This window comes from Acetobacter zythi (assembly GCF_963921165.1).
Taxonomy (GTDB): domain Bacteria; phylum Pseudomonadota; class Alphaproteobacteria; order Acetobacterales; family Acetobacteraceae; genus Acetobacter.
In genome coordinates this window covers 240,606-258,794 of record NZ_CAWUEO010000012.1, presented here as the reverse complement: position 1 = coordinate 258,794, position 18,189 = coordinate 240,606, and the positions used below count along the sequence as shown (strand labels likewise).

The window sequence follows — 18,189 nt, the reverse complement described above, 5'->3', positions numbered from 1 at the left end:
TACCGCATGACACAAACGCTGGTCGGTCCTTTTTTGCTGGAACGGGATATTAAAAAAAGCCGCTTCCTTGCGCGCGCCACTCCCATTGCCAGCATTGCCGAAGCCGATGCCTTTATTGCCAGCATTGCCGCAGCCGAGCCTGATGCCACCCACCATTGCTGGGCGTGGCAATTTGGCCCCCATTGCCGCTGCCATGATGCGGGGGAACCCTCCGGCACGGCAGGTCGCCCCATTTTGCAGGTGGTTGTGGCCCTAAAGCTGGACCGGGTGGCCATTGTGGTGTCACGCTGGTTTGGAGGGATCAAGCTTGGAGCGGGCGGTCTGGTCCGCGCTTATGCGGGAACCGCTGCCGAATGCCTGCGTGAAGCTCCAAAGGAAGAGCTGATCGAGCGGGTCAGGCTTGGATTCCACTGCCCATTTTCATTACTCGGGATTATTCAGGCCCGCCTGCCTGAATGGGGCGTTGAGGCCGAACCACCCGTTTTTGATCAAAACGGTGCGTGGTTCCAGCTTTTGCTCCCCGTAGCCCTGCAACACGACGTGTGCGCAAAGCTGACCGACCTGACCAGCGGTCAGGCCGATATCCGCCTTATAGAGGACGAACCAGCAGCTTAGCGGGGGGTAACCCACCCGTTGCCTGTGGAATCCCCCACCTGCCCGGAACCGAACGGACCAGAACTCTGGTAAGCCGAACCATAGCGCGACAGGTCAGAACCCGTAACCGAATCCCTGTGTACCTTGGCCAAATGGTCCGGGTCATCCCCATGCTGGAACTCCATGGAGGGAGCATCCTGATAACCGGGGGGCAGGCTACGGTGCCCATGCACGGTTTTTGATTCGGTCGATTTGGCCGCACCAGCCCCCGTATCTATGTTGCCGCTCCCTTCGGAGAAGGAAACATCGCCATCGGGGGTCATCAGGGGGTCCGCGTGGGCAACACTTACCGCCCCCACAAGGCTTGCACCCATGAGAAGGCCGGACATTACGTTTACAAACGGTCTACGCAGCTGCGCCATTGCGCGTTACCCCGCAAGAAAAAAGAAAAAACACCCCACCCGGGCCACAAACCCATGGCCGCGCGGGTTCCGTACTGGCAACCCTTATCACACCAAAAGTGCAAAAAACCAAATTCTCTGGCCAAGAGTGAAGCAGATGCCACACCATTGGCCAGAACATGGCTTGGGCCAGCAAACGCTATTTGCGTAATCCGTGTATATTGGACATAAAGGCACCCGCCTTTGGCAAATTCATGCCCAAGAGAGATTGTTTTTACCATACTGCTTACCATCTGTGTGTAATCAGCCCAACCGAACAGGAACGCGTTATGAGTGCCACGCTCACCCAGCCCAACCCGACGTCTGAGACCTGGATGCCGGATAGCTGGCGTTCGTTTCCTGCCAAGCAGATTCCCACCTACCCGGACGCCACCGCACTGAAAACCGTAGAAGACCGGCTGAGCGCCTATCCGCCGCTGGTTTTTGCGGGCGAAGTGCGCCGCCTGCGCAACCATCTGGCGCAGGCCGCACAGGGCAAAGCCTTTGTGCTGCAAGGTGGCCCGTGTGCGGAAAGCTTTGGCGAGTTCAAGGCAGACATCGTGCGCGATACGTTCCGCGTGCTGCTGCAAATGGCGGTTGTGCTGACCTTTGGCGCCAAGGTGCCGGTTATCAAGCTTGGCCGCATGGCCGGGCAGTTTGCCAAACCCCGCTCCTCCGACACGGAAACTGTGGATGGCGTAAGCCTGCCCTCCTACCGCGGCGATATTATCAACGGGCCGGAATTCACGCCTGATGCGCGTATTCCCGACCCCGCGCGGATGGAAACGGGCTACTTCCAGTCCACCGGAATCCAGAACCTGCTGCGCGCCTTCTCCCGCGGGGGGTATGCCAACCTGCATGAAGTTCACCGCTGGAACCTTGGGTTTGTTGAGCGCTCCCCACTGGCCAACCGCTACCGCACCATGGCCGAACGCATTGGCGAGACCCTCGCCTTCATGCAGGCTTGCGGGATTGATGCCGCTTCCTCCGCACAGGTGGATGAAACCGAATTCTATACCTCGCACGAGGCGCTGCTGCTGCCCTACGAACAGGCTCTGACCCGCGTCGATTCCACATCGGGCGAATGGTATGACTGCTCGGCGCATTTTGTCTGGATCGGGGACCGCACCCGCCAGCCCGATGGCGCGCATGTGGAGTTCCTGCGTGGGGTGCGTAACCCCATTGGCATCAAGGTTGGCCCCACCACCAGCGTGGAAGATATTAAAAGCCTGACCGCCATCCTCAACCCACGCAACGAGGCCGGGCGCATTACCCTGATCTCACGCATGGGTGCGGAAAAGATCGAGCAGTTCCTGCCCCCGCTCATGCGTGCGGTCAAGGAAACGGGGCAGCCGGTCACATGGATCAGTGACCCCATGCACGGCAACACCATTTCCACCGGCAGCAAGGTCAAAACCCGCTCGTTCGATGCGGTGATGAAGGAAGTGAAGGGCTTTTTTGCCGTATGCGCGGCAGAAGGCGTACCCGCTGGTGGTGTTCACCTGGAAATGACCGGCCAGAACGTGACCGAATGCGTGGGCGGCGCCCAGCGCCTGACCGAAGCCGACCTTGGCGCACGGTACGAAACTTTCTGCGATCCGCGCCTGAATGCCGAACAGTCGCTTGAACTTGCATTCCTGATCGCGGAGGAGCTGACCGGCCGCAACTAAGGCAGCACCTCTCTTTGCCTGATCACAGAAGCGGGGGGTGGCCTTTACGCCGCCCTCCATCACACCCATCATCTGTGCAGTGTATTTGGCAGAAAAGAGCATTTCAGCAATGACGCAATCCCCTACTGGTGTCGTAGCCCCCGGCGTTTCCTCCGCACAGGCGGCTACCGCCCTGACGGATGCCGAAATCCGTGCTCGCACGGACTCCTACTTCAACCGGACCCGCCAGATAGTAGGCCACTTTGGGGATTGCGAGGTCACTTACGCCTTTTTCCTGCGCTGCCCTGTTATTTCCGCCCCCGGCATTATGTTGGAATGGCTGAAAAACGTTATGGCCGAGCGCAATAGTGATTACTCGGTCGACCTGCTCCACCCAGAAGGCGAATGGGTGGGGGCGGGCGAGCCACTGGTGTATATTACCGGCTCGTTCCTGCATCTGGCTGATCTGGAAACACTTCTGCTCCAGAAGCTGGGCAGTTCCTGCGTTGCGGCCCTGCGTGCCTACCAGATGGCGCTCTCCCTGCCGCAGGCCCGCTTTCTGGCCATGGATGCCCGGCATTGCGCGGGGTACGAAATGCAGGAACTCATGGCCTATGCCGCCTCCATTGGTGGACGGGCCGCCCAAAAAGACGGGGCTGTGGGCTTTGTTGGCACCGCCAATGATGCCGTATCCGCCTTTTTTGGCACAACGCACGGGGCAGGCACCATGCCCCACGCCCTTATCGGCTACGCGGGGTCCACCGTGCGGGCTGCGGAAATGTTCCACGAAACATTCCCCAATTCCGACCTTGTGGTGCTGGTGGACTATTTTGGGCAGGAAATAACGGACGCGCTGGCCGTGTGCCAACGTTTTGAGGACCTCGCCAAGGCTGGCCGCATTGCCGTCAGGCTGGACACACATGGTGGGCGGTTTATGGAAGGGCTGAACCCGCAGGAATCCTATACCGTGGTCAACCGCCACGCCCCCGAAGCCCTGCGCCGCTACCGCTCGGACCGGGAACTGCGCTACCTGATCGGCACCGGTGTGTCCGCCGCCTCGATCTGGAAAATGCGTGAGGCACTGGACGAGGCGGGGTTTGAACAGGTGCGCATTATTGCCTCCTCCGGGTTTGGGGTTACCAAATGCGCCTGCATGGCCGACGCCCACGCCCCCATAGATGTTGTTGGCACAGGCTCGTTCATTCCCGAAATATGGAACGAAACCTACGCAACAGCGGATATTATTTCGTACAACGGTGTTGAGCGGGTTAAAATAGGGCGCGAATTTCTGTTCGCTTCCGCCCGCAACAAAAAAGACAGCTAAGGAAAATCCATGAACGAAACAGCCCCCCCGCAGGAGCAAGGCTGGAAAGTCCGTATTCTGGACCTGTCCGGCGGTGCCGAAGACAATATTGTGGAAGATGTTGGCGTTTTTCATGATCTGGCCCACGCCAACGCCTTTGCCCGCGCCTATGTGCGCGACAGTGTGGAACGCTGCCGCATGCCCGGCGCCTCCGCCAAGGATGTGCTGGACACATGGACCAGCTTTGGTGAAGACGCAGTGGTGGTCGATGCTGAGGAAGATGGCTGGCGCTCGGCCAACGAGCTGGATGATTTTACCGCCACCCCCGCCACCCCCATGGAGCGCGACTGGCGCATGCTGGACCCCCGCCGACTGGTGGATGGGGAAGAGATTATTCTTGAAGACGATGATGCTGAAACGGAAGAGGACGACACAGAACCGTTCGACCCCGGTCTGCACAACCTGCACTAAGCTCCACCCGCAGGCCGGGGCGCCAACCACCGCGTACGGTCCGGGCGGCCTTGTCCTGTTTTTTCTGTTTCCTTCGTGCTGGTCTTTCCAGCCCATTCACGGCATAAGCCTCTGTTATGAAACTCCGCTTTGCGCCCAGCCCGACCGGCCTCCTCCATGTGGGCAATGCCCGCCTGGCCCTTGCCAACGCCCTGTTTGCCCGCCGCAACAAGGGCAGGTTCCAACTGCGTATTGACGATACCGATACCGCCCGCTCGCGCGAGGAACTGGTAGGCGCCATCCAGCAGGATCTGGAATGGATGGGCATTGCGTGGGACGAGACCTTCCGCCAGACCGAACGGCTGGACCGCTACGCCGCCGCCATTGAAAAACTCAAGGCCTCCGGCCACCTGTACCCCTGCTTTGAAAGCGAGCAGGAACTGGCTGCCAAGCGCGAAACCCAGATCCGCCAGCGCCGCGCCCCGGTGTACGACCGCGCCATGCTGCGCATGACCGAGCAGCAGCGCGCGCAGGCCGAAGCCAATGGCAAGGTGCCTTACTGGCGCTTCAAGCTCTCGGGCCGCATTGTGCGCTGGCGCGACCTTGTTATGGGGGAGTGCCACGTCAAACTGCCTTCCGTTTCCGACCCGGTGCTGGTCCGCACCGATGGCACGGTGCTGTACACGCTAGCCTCGGTTGTGGATGATCTGGAAACAGGGATCAGCCACATTATCCGTGGGGAAGACCACGTTACCAACACCGGTGTGCAGATTGACATTGCCGAGGCACTGGGCGCACGCCCGGACCACTTCCGCTTTGCCCACCTGCCCCTGCTGCTGGACGAAAACGGGGGCAAGCTCTCCAAACGCTTTGATGCGTGTTCCCTGCGTACCCTGCGCCAGGATGGCGTGGAGGGGGAAGCCCTGATCTCCTACCTTGCGCGCCTTGGCAGTTCGGACGACCCGGCCTTGCTGCCGTTTGACGCACTCGCCCAGAGCTACGACCTCTCCCATATTTCGCGCTCGGCGGCACGGTTTGACACACGCCAGCTTCTGGCCATGAACCACCGCTACCTTGCCCAACTCCCCTTTGCCGCCGTTGCGGAAAAATTGCCCAAAGGTGCGACCGAAGCCTTCTGGCTGGCTATTCGCAGCAATATCGACCTGCTGTCCGAGGCCAAACTGTGGCTGAGCGTGGTGGAGGGGGATATTATCCCCCCCGTGCAGGAGGAGGACGAAGCGTTCCTTAAAGACGCCGCAGCCCTGCTCCCGGCTGAACCGTGGGATGAAGGAACATGGAAAGCATGGACCGCCGCCATTAAGGACAAAACCGGCCGGAGTGGCAAAGCCCTGTTCCACCCGCTGCGTGTTGCGCTAACGGGGGAAGAGCACGGGCCAGAACTGCGTGACCTGCTCCCCCTTATTGGCCGCAAACGCGCACTGGCCCGCTTGCAGCCTTCCCACATCTGACCCGCATGCGCCCCTTGGTCCCGTTGCTACAGCCGGGGCCAAGGGGCATCCCTTGTGGCGGGTTTGTGAAACACCTTTTGCCAGTTGTGCGCATAACATGACTTGACCGTGCGTGTTCTCGCCTTTCAATAGGGTTAACACTGCATTTTTTGTCAGTCTGGATTTTGTATGCGCCCTGTTCTGCACCGCCGTACATTTGGTTTGGGTCTGACCGCACTTTTAGCCACTCCCGCAATCGGGCGTGCGACCAGCCTGCCTGACCTGATGGACCGCCCCCCTCCTGAACTGGAGGAACTGAAGTGGTACCCTCCGCTGCGCGAGGCCATTCAGGCGCTCATCAATACGCATGGCCATTATTCCGACACCTATAATGGCAACGCCCCCCCCTATGTGGTTATGGACTGGAACAACACGGCCATTGTGGGCGATGTGCAGCAAACGCTGTTTGTGTTCATGCTGGAACACTTCTGCTTTCTTATGTCTGCGCAAAAGTTCCGTAAGCTGATCCATGTGCACGCGTCCAGCCACCCGCTGCCTGCACCTTTTACAAACATGGCTGGCCAGCCGGTTACTTTTCCCGATCTGGTGACCGATATTGTAGAGGATTACAGCGCCCTGGCGGCCCGCTACGGGCATATGCCCCACCCCATTGCGCGGGAGGAATTACAGGACAACCCCGCCATGCTGGCGTTCAGGGCGCGTATGGCATTCTGCCATCAGGCGGTAGCCGCCCTGCATGGCCCTGATGCCGCACAGCAATGGATGATCCGGCTGGTCGCGGGGCAGACCCAGACCGATGTGATCGCCCTAAGCCGTGCCGCTAACGAATGGTGCCTTGGGGCTGCCATTAGCAATCAAAAATGGGTCTGCCCCTCATCCCGCCCCGGGCTGGCGGGGCCGGTGCAGGCGGATATGACCCAAATGCTGCGGCTTACGCCCGAAATGGGCAACCTGCTCCAGATTTTGCAAGAACATGGCATAGACCCCATTATTTGCTCCTCAGCACTGGAGGATCTGGTGGCCCTGTTCGCCACCTCGGCCGAGTATGGCTACAATCTGCGGCACGAACACGTGTTTGGCGCACGGCTGGTGGAACATAAAGGCGTCATGGAACCAACCGAGGCCCCGCACTACCCGTTCCCCGCCGGTGCTGGAAAAACCGAGTTGATCCGCCTCCATTTTGAACAAAAGCGCAAACAGCCCCCGCTCATGATTTTTGCGGGGGAAAGCAGTTCTGCTGACCTGCTCAAATCCTTCCCCGATACGGCTCTGTGCTGCCTGATCAACCGCAAACAGTCCGCCGATATGGAAACCTTCCTGCGCGAAGCCGCAAAGCCTGCCGCACCCAACACCCCCCGCAGGCTTTACCTGCAAGGGCGTGACGAAAACACGGGCGAGTGGCGGCCCCATGCCACCAGCCTGCTGCTGGGCAGCACCACACCCACCCTGCCCACGTAAACCGCGCACCTGCCGCGCCCAAAGCCGTTGGCGGCAACGGCGGAGGCCAGCAGTACCCGGGGTTACACGGACCAGCGCCTACGCGCCTTCCAGCGGTTAAGCAGCAGGGAGTTGCTAACAACACTGACCGAACTCATCGCCATGGCAGCCCCGGCCAACACCGGGTCCAGCAGACCAAAAGCCGCCAGCGGCAGGCCCAATATGTTGTAAATGAAAGCAAAAAACAGGTTCTGCCGGATTTTGGCAACCGTTGCGCGGGAGAGCGAGACCGCATCGACCAGTGCAGTTAACTGGCTGCGCACAAGCACAACATCTGCTGTTTCGAGCGCAATATCCGCCCCTGCCCCAATGGCAAAGCTGACATCGGCCAGAGCCAGAGCCGGAGCATCGTTTATGCCGTCCCCCACCATGCCCACGCAGTGCTGCCCGCCTGCACGGAGCCGGGCGATCTGGGTGGCTTTGCCATCTGGCAGCACGCCGGCCACAACTTCGTCTATTCCCACCTGCCGGGCCACGGCCTGAGCGGCGCGTTCGTTATCCCCACTCAGCATGACCACGCGCAATCCCTCGCTCCGCAGCGCGGCTATGGCCAACTGGGCCTCCGGGCGCACCTGATCGGCCAGCCCAAAATAGGCCACCACGGCACCCGCACGGGCCAGCGCCACAATGCTTTGCCCCTGCGCCTGCCAGCCATCGGTCAATGCCGTATCAACCGCATAACCAAGCTGGAGCATGTAGGACAGAGAGCCAAGATGCACGTCCTCCGCACTCAGGCGCGCCTGCACCCCCTGCCCCGGTATGGCCTTGAAGTCGGTTATGGCCGCAGGCTCCGCCCCACGGGCCGTGGCATAGGCCACAATGGCGCGGGCCAGTGGGTGTTCGGAGCTTTGTTCCAGTGCGCAGGCCAGCCCCAGCATTGTCTGCTCATCCACGTCCGGTGCGCGCTGCACCTGCACAACACCGGGCCTGCCCATGGTGAGTGTGCCGGTTTTGTCCGTGACCAGAATATCCATTTTACGCGCCTGCTCCAGCGCATCCGCATTGCGGAACAGAATGCCCGCCTGCGCGCCAAGGCCCGTGCCAACCATAATGGCCGTAGGCGTTGCCAGCCCCAGCGAACAGGGGCAGGCAATAACCAGAACGGACACGGCATTGACCAGACTTGCCCCAAAATCCCCCGTAATGGCCCAGCCCAGCGCCAGAGCCAGCACCGCCAGCCCCAACACCGCAGGCACAAATACGGCTGCCACACGGTCTGCCAGACGTTGCACACTGGCCTTGCTGCCCTGTGCCTGCTCCACCATGCGCACAATGCCCGAAAGCACCGTTTGCGCGCCAACCCTGCTGGCCTGCACACGCAGCGCACCGGTCTGGTTGAGCGTGCCTGCAAACACACGATCACCTTTGGTTTTGGCAACGGGGGCACTTTCCCCCGTTAACATGGCCTCGTCCAGATCGGACTGACCGTCCAGCACCTGCCCGTCCACGGCAACACTTTCGCCCGGACGGACCATAAACACATCGCCGGGTATCAGTTGCTCAACCGGTTGCTCCACCCACTGGCCATTGCGTTCCACATGGGCGGTGCGGGGTTGCAGGTGCAACAGGCTCTGCATGCCCGCACTGGCACGGGCTTTGGCGCGGGACTCCAGCAACCGCCCAAGCAGAACAAGGGTTACCACCAGTGCGCTGGTCTCAAAATACACAGGCTGGTCCAGCCCAAAAGCCATAACAGCCGTGCTGAACACAAAGGCTATGCCAGTCCCCATAACCACCAGCACATCCATATTGGCAGCCCCACTGCGCAGGGCATGCACGGCGCCGCCATACATGGCCCGGCCACACCAGACCTGCACAACACCCGCCAGCACAAACTGCCCCCACAACGGCAGCATGGCGGCATGAGCACCTGCAAGCATACCCAGCATCTGGCCCAAAAAAGGCAGGCTCAGCACGGCGGCAAGCACAAAATTACGCCACTCCCGCTGCCATTCGGCCCTGTGCTGGCTATTTTGTTCATCCGGGTTCTGCTGGCTGTACAGGGTTGCGCCGTAACCTGCTTTTTCCACCTGGGCGATCAGGGCGGGCACATCCACAACACCGGGTATAAAAAGCACATGCGCGCGCTCGGTCGCCAGATTGACCGAAGCCTGAACAGACGGCAGGGCGTTGAGCACTTTTTCCACCCGGTTCACGCAGGAGGCGCATGTCAGCCCGCTCAGGGCCAGATCCACACTGCTGGTTTCGGGCACAAACCCCGCACCTTGCACAGCAGCAAGCACCAAAGGGAGCTGGGTCGTTGGGTCATCCAGCGTAACCTGTGCGCGTGCCGTGGCAAAATTGACCGCAGCCTGAATACCCTGCTGGCGGTTGAGCACTTTTTCCAGCCGGGTGGCGCAACTGGCGCAACTCATGCCCCCAACGGGAAAACTGACAATCTGGCTCATACTCTTGTTGCTCCATGCCCATGGTCGCACAGACCGGGCCAAACATATTGACGCACAGGAGGGGGTACGGGCGGGGTCTGGCCGCACCCATTGTTCTTGCCATATATGCCCCCTAGGGGTATATACAAAATGATGTTGTGCCTGTTTTCCCTTCGCCAGATGGTTCTGGGTTGCCTGCTTGTGCTGGCCGCCACCACTGGTCTGTTGGCACTCCATACCCCGGCACAGGCAGCCCGGACGGGCATGGTCCACGCTGGTATGCATGATGGCATGGCACAGAATACCGCCATGGCTAACGCGGCCCCTATGCACCACCACAGCCCAACGGCCATTGGCTGCCCCTCCACCACAGCAGCCACGCACCACCTTATGCACCACCACGCCGCGTGCTGCATGACGGGTAACGCCCTGTCTGCTGTGGATGCATCTGCGGGCATACTGCCTATTGGGGCTTTGTGGCACACCCGCACGCGCCCGGTTTTTGCCCCCGTAACAGCCCTGCCCGACCACAGCGCAGCCCCCTTGCTGCGCCCCCCCAGACTGCACACGGCCTGACAAACCCGCCGGAGCCACGCCTCCGCCTGATCAGCCATACGCTCTGCGCCCATGCGGAGCGTGCAGTATGGACCCATACGCCATGCCCATGTTCTCCCCCCTTAGTGGAAGGAGCCTTGCGCGCCGCCAGTTCATAACTGGCGCCAGCGCACTTGCCGCCATGACCGGCCTGCCTGCCGCCCGCCGCGCACAGGCAGACACCCCCTTTGCCACCACCATACCCGCCGACCCACAATCGGTTTACGACCTGAACATAAGCCCGATGCCCTGCACCATAGCGGGCAAAACCCAGACCATACCCGCCATGAACGGCAGCATGCCCGGCCCCACCCTGCGCTGGCGCGAGGGGGACACCGTAACCCTGAACGTCCATAACCATCTGGCCGAGGACACATCCATTCACTGGCACGGCATACGCTGCCCGGCCAACATGGATGGCGTGCCCGGCCTGAGCTTTGGCGGCATTGCACCGGGGGAGAGCTTTGCCTACCACTTTCCCGTCCGGCAAAGCGGGACTTACTGGTACCACAGCCACTCCAACATGCAGGAAGCACGCGGGCTGTATGGCGCCATTATTATTGACCCACGCACACCACAGGCCAAAACATGGGAGCGGGATTACGTTATTCTCCTCTCCGACTGGTCGGACGTGGCCCCGCACGACATTATCAATAACCTGAAGTTCCAGGACGATTACTACAATTTCCGCCAGCGTACGGCGGTCTCCCTTGTGCGGGACGCCAAACGCGATGGCCTTGGCCCCGCCATAAAAAACCGCCTGCAATGGGCGGGAATGAATATGTCCGCCACCGATATTTCGGACGTGACAGGCATTATTTACACTTACCTGATGAACGGCTGCACGCCCGACACCAACTGGACCGGGCTGTTCCGCCCCAACGAACGGGTACGGCTGCGCTTTATTAACGCATCGTCCATGACCTTTTACGACATTCGCATTCCCGGCCTGCAAATGGATGTTGTACAGGCCGATGGTAACGATGTGGAACCCGTGCGGGTGGATGAGTTCCGCATTGGTGTGGCCGAAACCTATGACTGCATTGTCCACCCCAAGGACAACAAAGCCTACACCATTTTTGCCCAGACAGAGGACCGCACCGGCTTTGCGCGCGGTACACTGGCGCCACAAAGGGGCATGCAGGCGGCCATTCCCCCCATGGACCCGCGCCCCGTACGTACCATGCTGGACATGGGCATGCCGGACATGAAGGGCATGGACATGAAAGGCATGACAATGCCCAGCCATACCCCCCCCCTGAATGTGGAAAACCAGAACATAGCCCGCATGCCCACAAACCGGCTGGCTGACCCGGGTGATGGGCTGCGGAACAACGGCCGCCGGGTGCTCAGCTATGCCGACCTGCGCGCCACACGCCCCGCGGAAGATACCCGCCCCCCCTCGCGTGAGATTACACTCCACCTGACCGGCAACATGGAACGCTACATATGGGGCTTTGACGGCAAAAAGTTTTCCGAAGCCGAACCCATTCCCCTACGGCTGGGCGAGCGGGTGCGCTTTACCCTGATCAATGACACCATGATGGAACACCCCATCCACCTGCACGGACTATGGAGTGAGCTGGAAAATGGGCAGGGTGCCTACAACCCGGTCAAGCACACCATTATTGTGCAGCCGGGGGGCAGGCTCAGCTACCTTGTCTCGGCCGACACACCGGGATTATGGGCCTATCACTGTCACCTGCTTTACCACATGGACCTTGGCATGTTCCGCACCGTGGTGGTGTCATGAGTCCATACCTGCGCACAGCCTACAGGGCTTTCCTGCTCGCCGTGGCGGTTCTGCCCTCCACCCTGCTGGCCACTCAGGTTATGGCCAGCCCACACACCATGCCCGACATGGATACAATGGGTGACATGCCCGGCATGGACATGGGCCATGACATGGAGATGCAAGCCCCCCCGGCAACCCCAAAGCCTGCACCAAGCAGGCACGGCCCCACCACCCCAAGCGGCGGCATGGGGCCACATGGCAGAACACACCACCCCGCCCCCCCCACTGGCACTGGCACTGGCACTGGCACTGGCACTGGCAGGCATACACCCACCACATTGCACGTAAACCTGCCCGCGCTGGCCCCCAGCAGCCAGTGGCCCGCAAGCCCGCCCCCTACGCCAGTGGTGCATTACGTGCACAACATGCCCCCCGTTATGGACCACAACACGTATTTTCATGTTCTGATGGAACAGTTTGAAGGGCGCTACACAGCGGGAGACAGCCTGCTGCGCTATTCCGGCCAAAGCTGGTTTGGCACTGACCACGACAAGCTTTGGATCAAGTCCGAAGGCACGGTGGACGGGCACCGCCACATGACCGATGGAGACCACGAATTTTTATATGACCATGCCATTTCCACGTATTTTGATGTGCAGGCCGGGGTACGTCTGGATCTGGATAGTGGCCCCACCCGCGCATGGGGGGCTGTTGGGGTGCAGGGGCTGGCTCTGTATTTTTTCGATGTTTCGGCCACGGCTTACTTCAACGCCCAAGGCGTGGCAGGCAAGCTGGAAGGGTCCTACGACCTGCTGATTACAAACCGCCTGATCCTGCAACCTCAGGCGGAGTTTAACTTTTACTCCCACACCGACCCACAGCGCGACGTAAGCCGGGGTTTTTCCGACATTGATGCCGGATTACGCCTGCGTTACGAATTCAAACGCAAGATAGCCCCCTATATTGCCGTGACCTACGCAGGCCATTACGGCAATACGGCAAGCCCCAAAGCCAACTGGCGGGGCCAGCCCGATAACGGACCGGAGGATATCCGCTTTACCTTTGGTGTGCGCACGTGGTTTTAACCTCCACACGGGCCTAAAAACCCGTGTGCCCCTTTTGCCTCCAGCGCGCAGGCATTCTACACAGGCACAAGTTCCCTATTCCGCAACCAAGACAACCAGTAGAATGCCCCATGTCCACAAATCAAACCGGTTGCCATGCCTGCACGCCCCCCGCCCCCACCAACGCGGAGCGGCATGTGACCCAACCCGACAAAACAGCCCTGATCAACCGTCTTAAACGGATTGAAGGGCAGATCGGGGGTATTCTCAACATGGTGCACGAAGACCGCTACTGCGTAGATATTCTAACCCAGCTTTCCGCGGTCAAATCCGCATTGGATGGCGTGGGGGTGCAAATCCTGACCTCCCACGCCAAAGGCTGTGTGCGCACCGCCATAGCCGAAAATGGGGGAGATGAAGCCCTTGAAGAACTGATGGGTGTGATCCGCAAAATGGTAAAATAGGCCCAAAACGCTGTTTTGGAACCTGCTTGACGGATGCCATGGTACGCTTCCCCGCCAACACGTCCGCAACGCTGCTGGCTTCGCATATGAATCGGGTTGTGGTTATTCGGGACAGTGGCCAATCATCCTCGTAACCGGCCCTGTATTATTTTCGTGTTAAAGATGTGTTCAAACACACAGCCACAGGCACTCCAGCCAACCGTGGCCGCGTTCCGTCATATTGACGCAGTCGGGCATCCTCCGTAAAAGGCCTGAGTTTTCATCCCGCGATGCCCCATCAGGCGCAGCCTTACTGAGCGCCGGAGGCGCCGCTTTCCCATGTCCATGACTTTTGCCGACCTCTCCCTTGCGGAGCCAGTGCTCCTTGCTCTGGCCGAGGCCGGGTACGTAAACCCTACCCCCATTCAGGCCCAGTCAATCCCTTTGCTGCTCGAAGGGCGCGACCTGCTGGGCATGGCCCAGACTGGCACAGGCAAAACGGCCTCGTTTGCACTGCCATTGCTGCACCGCCTTGCCGCCAATCCCCGCCCGGCCCCCAAAGGGGGTGCCCGTGTGCTGGTTCTGGCCCCCACGCGTGAACTGGTTTCCCAGATTGCGGAGGGGTTTGAAAGCTTTGGCCGTCACCTGCCGTTCAGCGTGACCACCATTTTTGGCGGCGTCAGCCAGATGCATCAGGTCAACGCGCTCAAAAATGGCGTGGATATTCTTGTGGCCGCTCCGGGGCGTTTGCTGGACCTGATCGAACAGGGGCTTTGCGACCTGTCCCAGCTTGAAGCACTGGTGCTTGATGAAGCCGACCAGATGCTGGATATGGGTTTTGCCAAACCGATTGAGCGGATTGTCGCCACACTGCCGCAGGACCGGCATACGGTGCTTTTTTCCGCAACCATGCCAAAATCCATTGCCGCACTGGTCGAAAACCTTCTGCGTGATCCTGCAAAAGTTGAAATTGCGCCCCCCTCCACCACAGTCGACCGGATTGAACAGCTGGTCATGTTCGTGAATGCCGCCGACAAAAAAACCGCACTCCTTGCGCAGTTAAAAGCTGCGGATATGGGGCAGGCCGTGGTGTTTACCCTGCAAAAAAATATTGCCAACGAGGTCTGCACCTTTTTGACCGAAGCCGGGATTACGGCAGAAGCCCTGCATGGCAACCGCTCACAGGGCCAGCGCGAACGGGCGTTGAATGCATTCCGCGATGGTAGCGTGCAGGTGCTGGTTGCAACCGATATTGCAGCCCGCGGAATTGATGTTGATACCGTCACGCATGTTTTTAACCACGACCTGCCCAGCCTGCCAGAAAGCTATGTCCACCGCATTGGCCGCACCGGTCGCGCGGGGCGCAGCGGCACCGCCATTACCCTGTGCGATGCCGAGCAGCGCGCATGGTTGCATGATGTGGAACGCGAGATCGGGCGGAGCTTGACCGTCCATGCCGAGCATGAATGGCACTCGGAAGAAGCACGCAACTCCACCATGCGTGCCCCTGTACTGGGTGGCGGGCCGGTCAAGCAGGTCAAGCCGCAGGTCAAACGCGAACGCAGAGTCTGGACCGAAGAAGAAAAACAGGCCGCAAGAGCCGCAGCCCAGAAGTAAAGCCTGACCAACCGCAATCTGCCAGGACACGCCCCCTTCTGGCGGGCCTGCCCCGGCAATGGCAGGCCATGCGGAGCGTTAGCCCCGCGCTGCCGCCACACCCTTACGCACACGCTGGCCAATGGCTGCGTCAATTTTGGTCCAGTATTCAAACACGCGTGACAGAACAGGGTCTTCAACACCCTGAAGAACATGGCCGACAATATTGCTCACCAGCCGCTCACGCGCAGCATCGTCCATAACCTGGTTGATCAGCACATTTGCCTGCGTAAAGTCATCATCATCGGGGCGCAGGGTGTAGGCCGCGCGCACGAACTCGCCATCCGCCGCCCAGACCGCGTTTTCAGGAAAGCGCTGTGCATCCGCAACCGGGCCACCTTTGGAGTTTGGCACATAGGCCGGGTCGTGCGCCTCGTGCATGCGCATGACACCCCCTTTGGTGTAGCCATGAACCGGGCATTTGGGCGCATTAACCGGGATCTGCTTGTAGTTTACGCCAAGGCGCGCCCTGTGGGCATCGGCGTAGGCAAATGAGCGGCCAAGCAGCATTTTATCCGGCGAAAGGCCGGTTCCGGGCACAAAATTGTTGGGTTCGAACGCAAGTTGTTCGATCTGGGAATGAAAATCCGTTGGGTTGCGGTCAAGCGTCAGTTTGCCCACATCAATCAGCGGATAATCACCATGTGGCCATACCTTGGTCAGATCAAACGGGTTGATGTGGTAGGTTTTGGCATTCTCATACGGCATGATCTGCATCTTAAGCGTCCAGCTTGGATGCTCCCCGCGTTTGATGGCCGCGTGCAGGTCCCGGCGGTGGTAGTCCGCATCCTGCCCGGCAATTTTACCGGCCTGCTCCTGCGTCAGACATTGAATGCCCTGATCGGTTTTGAAATGGTATTTAACCCAGAACCGCTCACCTTTTGCATTGACCCATAAGTAGGTGTGGCTGGAAAAACCATCCATATGCCGCCACGAGGCCGGAATACCCCGATCCCCCATCAGCCATGTAACCTGATGCGCGGTCTCGGGGCTGAGGGTCCAAAAATCCCACTGCATGTCGTTATCGCGCAGGCCGTTATCCACCCGGCGTTTCTGGGAATGAATGAAATGCTGGAATTTGAGCGGATCACGCACAAAAAAGACCGGCGTATTATTGCCGACCATGTCAAAATTGCCTTGGTCGGTATAAAATTTCAGGGCAAAACCGCGTGGGTCCCGCCATGTATCCGGGCTACCTGCCTCCCCCGCCACGGTCGAAAAGCGGGCCACGACCTCGGTTTTGGCTCCCGGCTGCAAAAATGTTGCGCAGGTGTACTGGCTCACATCATGCGTGACTTCAAATGTGCCAAACGCGCCGCTCCCCTTGGCATGCGGCTGGCGGTCGGGGATCATCTCACGGTTGAACGCGGCCATCTGCTCGATCAGATAGTGGTCATGCAGCAGAATTGGCCCATCCGCACCTACAGTGAGCGAATGCTCATCACTCGAAACCGGAATACCAGATTCGGTTGTATGTATTTTTGCGGTTGTATCGTTTGTCACCATGGTTTCCTTTACGCGTTCGCCATAGACCCACTCAACGCACGTAGCGTGCCTGATGTTCACTCACCTCGCATCACTTTTTCCAATACGCGCAATCAGGGCGACACAGCCCTCCCCTAATGGCACCAGAGTGCACACCGGGTAGCGCCGCGCGAGCACCAGACAAATATCTGTCTGCTTTGCAATTATTCTGGCCCCAATAACCACTGTCGCCCCGACCTGTTGGAGGCCGGGAGGCTACAGTGCCACGCGCTACAGCAGGCGGCGCAGGGCACTCACCACATCGTGGCGGAAGCGCTCGGCAAGGGCGGATGGCAGCATGTCAAAACCATGCACGGCACTGGCGTAAACAACCAGTTCGGTGGGCACCCCCGCATGCCAGAGGCGATGTGCAAACGTCACGTCTTCATCCCGGAACAGGTCGAGCGCGCCGGTCACAATAAATGTTGCGGGTAAGCCCGACAGATCCCGCATGAAGGCGGGAGACAGATAGCCAAACATCGGGTCGTTCTCGGCCAGTTTTCCCCTTACGGCGGACCACGCATGCTGGTTTTGTGCGCGGGTCCACACAAACTCCCCTGTTGTCGGGTCATCCGCTGGAGCATTGGCGCCACCAGTCCGCAAGTCCAGCATTGGATAAATCAAGACCTGAGAACGCAGTTTTACCTCTCCACGATCGCGCGCAACAAGGGCTGTGGCAGCGGCAAGGCACCCTCCCCCGCTATCGCCCATGACCGTTATGCGCTTTGGGTCAACGCCCAGTTCCGCTGCGTGGCTGTGCAGCCAGAGTAGTGCTGCGTACACATCTTCCAACCCACCGGGAAAAGGCGTTTCGGGCGCAAGCCGATAATCAACCGAGACAACCAGAGCACCCGTATCCGACGCCAAACGCGCCAGCACACCGGCCTGCATGTCGGGGGTGCCCGCAATCATTCCCCCACCATGAATATAGAGGATGGCAGGCGTTGTGCCCGCAGGCTTTGCAGGGTGGAACAGCAGCACGCGCACATCAGGCGCGCCAGTTGGGCCACCAATCAACCGTTCCTCAAACCCCACTGATCCCGAGTTCAGAAGAGCGGTTGTGCCATCCACCAAAACACGGCGGAATGCCGTCAGATCGTCCTGCTTTGGGTCGAAGGATGGGAACGAAGCCACCATGCCGCGCTGCTGGGCATCGACCAGACCGAGGGTCGTCATCGTATGAACTCTCCATTTTCTCGTAAGGATCAGGCCCGAGCATAAAGAGCGCGCCCCCACGATAACAATGACCCCTACGACAATTTGAATTGTTCCGCTGTTTACCCCGCCACCGGGCGGAGCACGCGTAATGGCCCGGTTTCAGCCCGTGCGCGCGCACCCCGCTCACTGCCGACACGCACAAAAAAGGCTCCCCCACATATGTGGA

Annotated in this window: 15 protein-coding genes; 11 read left to right on the top strand and 4 right to left on the bottom strand. The window is 59.9% G+C overall.

Features of this window, described 5'->3' with window-relative positions:
• The first annotated feature begins 6 nt into the window (after window positions 1-6).
• Entirely contained in the window at window positions 7-615 is a 609-nt protein-coding gene (locus tag AABE20_RS06840) for an IMPACT family protein (RefSeq protein ID WP_338332393.1), read from the top strand.
• Here the strand turns inward: AABE20_RS06840 and AABE20_RS06835 are convergent.
• Window positions 612-1,016, bottom strand: a complete 405-nt coding sequence (locus tag AABE20_RS06835) for a hypothetical protein (protein WP_338332392.1) — start codon at window positions 1,014-1,016, stop codon at window positions 612-614. The genes AABE20_RS06840 and AABE20_RS06835 overlap by 4 nt on opposite strands.
• A gap of 308 nt (window positions 1,017-1,324) precedes the next feature.
• Between AABE20_RS06835 and AABE20_RS06830 the strand changes: the two genes are divergently transcribed.
• From AABE20_RS06830 to AABE20_RS06810, 5 genes are all read left to right on the top strand, one after another.
• Window positions 1,325-2,704 carry a class II 3-deoxy-7-phosphoheptulonate synthase gene (locus AABE20_RS06830; protein WP_338332391.1) on the top strand — a complete coding sequence of 460 codons (1,380 nt, stop codon included), beginning with the start codon at window positions 1,325-1,327 and terminating at the stop codon, window positions 2,702-2,704.
• A gap of 109 nt (window positions 2,705-2,813) precedes the next feature.
• Window positions 2,814-4,007 (top strand): nicotinate phosphoribosyltransferase, encoded by a 1,194-nt coding sequence (locus tag AABE20_RS06825; RefSeq protein ID WP_338332390.1) that lies wholly within the window; start codon window positions 2,814-2,816, stop codon window positions 4,005-4,007.
• A 9-nt stretch (window positions 4,008-4,016) separates the two neighbouring features.
• Window positions 4,017-4,457: a hypothetical protein gene (locus AABE20_RS06820; RefSeq protein WP_338332389.1), complete on the top strand. Its 441-nt coding sequence runs from the start codon at window positions 4,017-4,019 to the stop codon at window positions 4,455-4,457.
• Window positions 4,458-4,573: 116 nt separating this feature from the next.
• A complete protein-coding gene (gene gltX / locus AABE20_RS06815; protein WP_338332388.1) occupies window positions 4,574-5,905 on the top strand; it encodes a glutamate--tRNA ligase in 1,332 nt (443 codons plus the stop codon).
• Window positions 5,906-6,073: 168 nt separating this feature from the next.
• Complete coding sequence (locus AABE20_RS06810; RefSeq protein ID WP_338332387.1) at window positions 6,074-7,363, top strand: HAD family hydrolase; 1,290 nt, start codon at window positions 6,074-6,076, stop codon at window positions 7,361-7,363.
• Between the two features lie 62 nt (window positions 7,364-7,425).
• Here the strand turns inward: AABE20_RS06810 and AABE20_RS06805 are convergent, their stop codons facing one another.
• Window positions 7,426-9,810 (bottom strand): heavy metal translocating P-type ATPase, encoded by a 2,385-nt coding sequence (locus AABE20_RS06805; RefSeq protein WP_338332386.1) that lies wholly within the window; start codon window positions 9,808-9,810, stop codon window positions 7,426-7,428.
• A 129-nt stretch (window positions 9,811-9,939) separates the two neighbouring features.
• Between AABE20_RS06805 and AABE20_RS06800 the strand changes: the two genes are divergently transcribed.
• The 5 genes from AABE20_RS06800 (at window position 9,940) to AABE20_RS06780 (ending at window position 15,242) form a co-directional block, all read left to right on the top strand.
• Window positions 9,940-10,365 (top strand): hypothetical protein, encoded by a 426-nt coding sequence (locus tag AABE20_RS06800; protein ID WP_338332385.1) that lies wholly within the window; start codon window positions 9,940-9,942, stop codon window positions 10,363-10,365.
• Window positions 10,366-10,447: 82 nt separating this feature from the next.
• Window positions 10,448-12,136, top strand: a complete 1,689-nt coding sequence (locus tag AABE20_RS06795; RefSeq protein WP_338332610.1) for a copper resistance system multicopper oxidase — start codon at window positions 10,448-10,450, stop codon at window positions 12,134-12,136.
• On the top strand, window positions 12,133-13,203 hold the full coding sequence (locus tag AABE20_RS06790) for a copper resistance protein B (protein WP_408740756.1): 1,071 nt from the start codon (window positions 12,133-12,135) through the stop codon (window positions 13,201-13,203). Before AABE20_RS06795 ends, AABE20_RS06790 begins: the two co-directional genes overlap by 4 nt.
• A 110-nt stretch (window positions 13,204-13,313) precedes the next feature.
• Window positions 13,314-13,646 carry a metal-sensitive transcriptional regulator gene (locus AABE20_RS06785; protein WP_338332384.1) on the top strand — a complete coding sequence of 111 codons (333 nt, stop codon included), beginning with the start codon at window positions 13,314-13,316 and terminating at the stop codon, window positions 13,644-13,646.
• A gap of 318 nt (window positions 13,647-13,964) precedes the next feature.
• Window positions 13,965-15,242, top strand: a complete 1,278-nt coding sequence (locus AABE20_RS06780; RefSeq protein WP_338332383.1) for a DEAD/DEAH box helicase — start codon at window positions 13,965-13,967, stop codon at window positions 15,240-15,242.
• 78 nt (window positions 15,243-15,320) lie between these two features.
• Here AABE20_RS06780 and AABE20_RS06775 read toward each other — a convergent pair whose 3' ends face one another.
• A complete protein-coding gene (locus AABE20_RS06775; RefSeq protein WP_338332382.1) occupies window positions 15,321-16,787 on the bottom strand; it encodes a catalase in 1,467 nt (488 codons plus the stop codon).
• A 249-nt stretch (window positions 16,788-17,036) separates the two neighbouring features.
• Window positions 17,037-17,981, bottom strand: a complete 945-nt coding sequence (locus AABE20_RS06770) for an alpha/beta hydrolase (protein WP_338332381.1) — start codon at window positions 17,979-17,981, stop codon at window positions 17,037-17,039.
• Window positions 17,982-18,189: the final 208 nt, after the last annotated feature.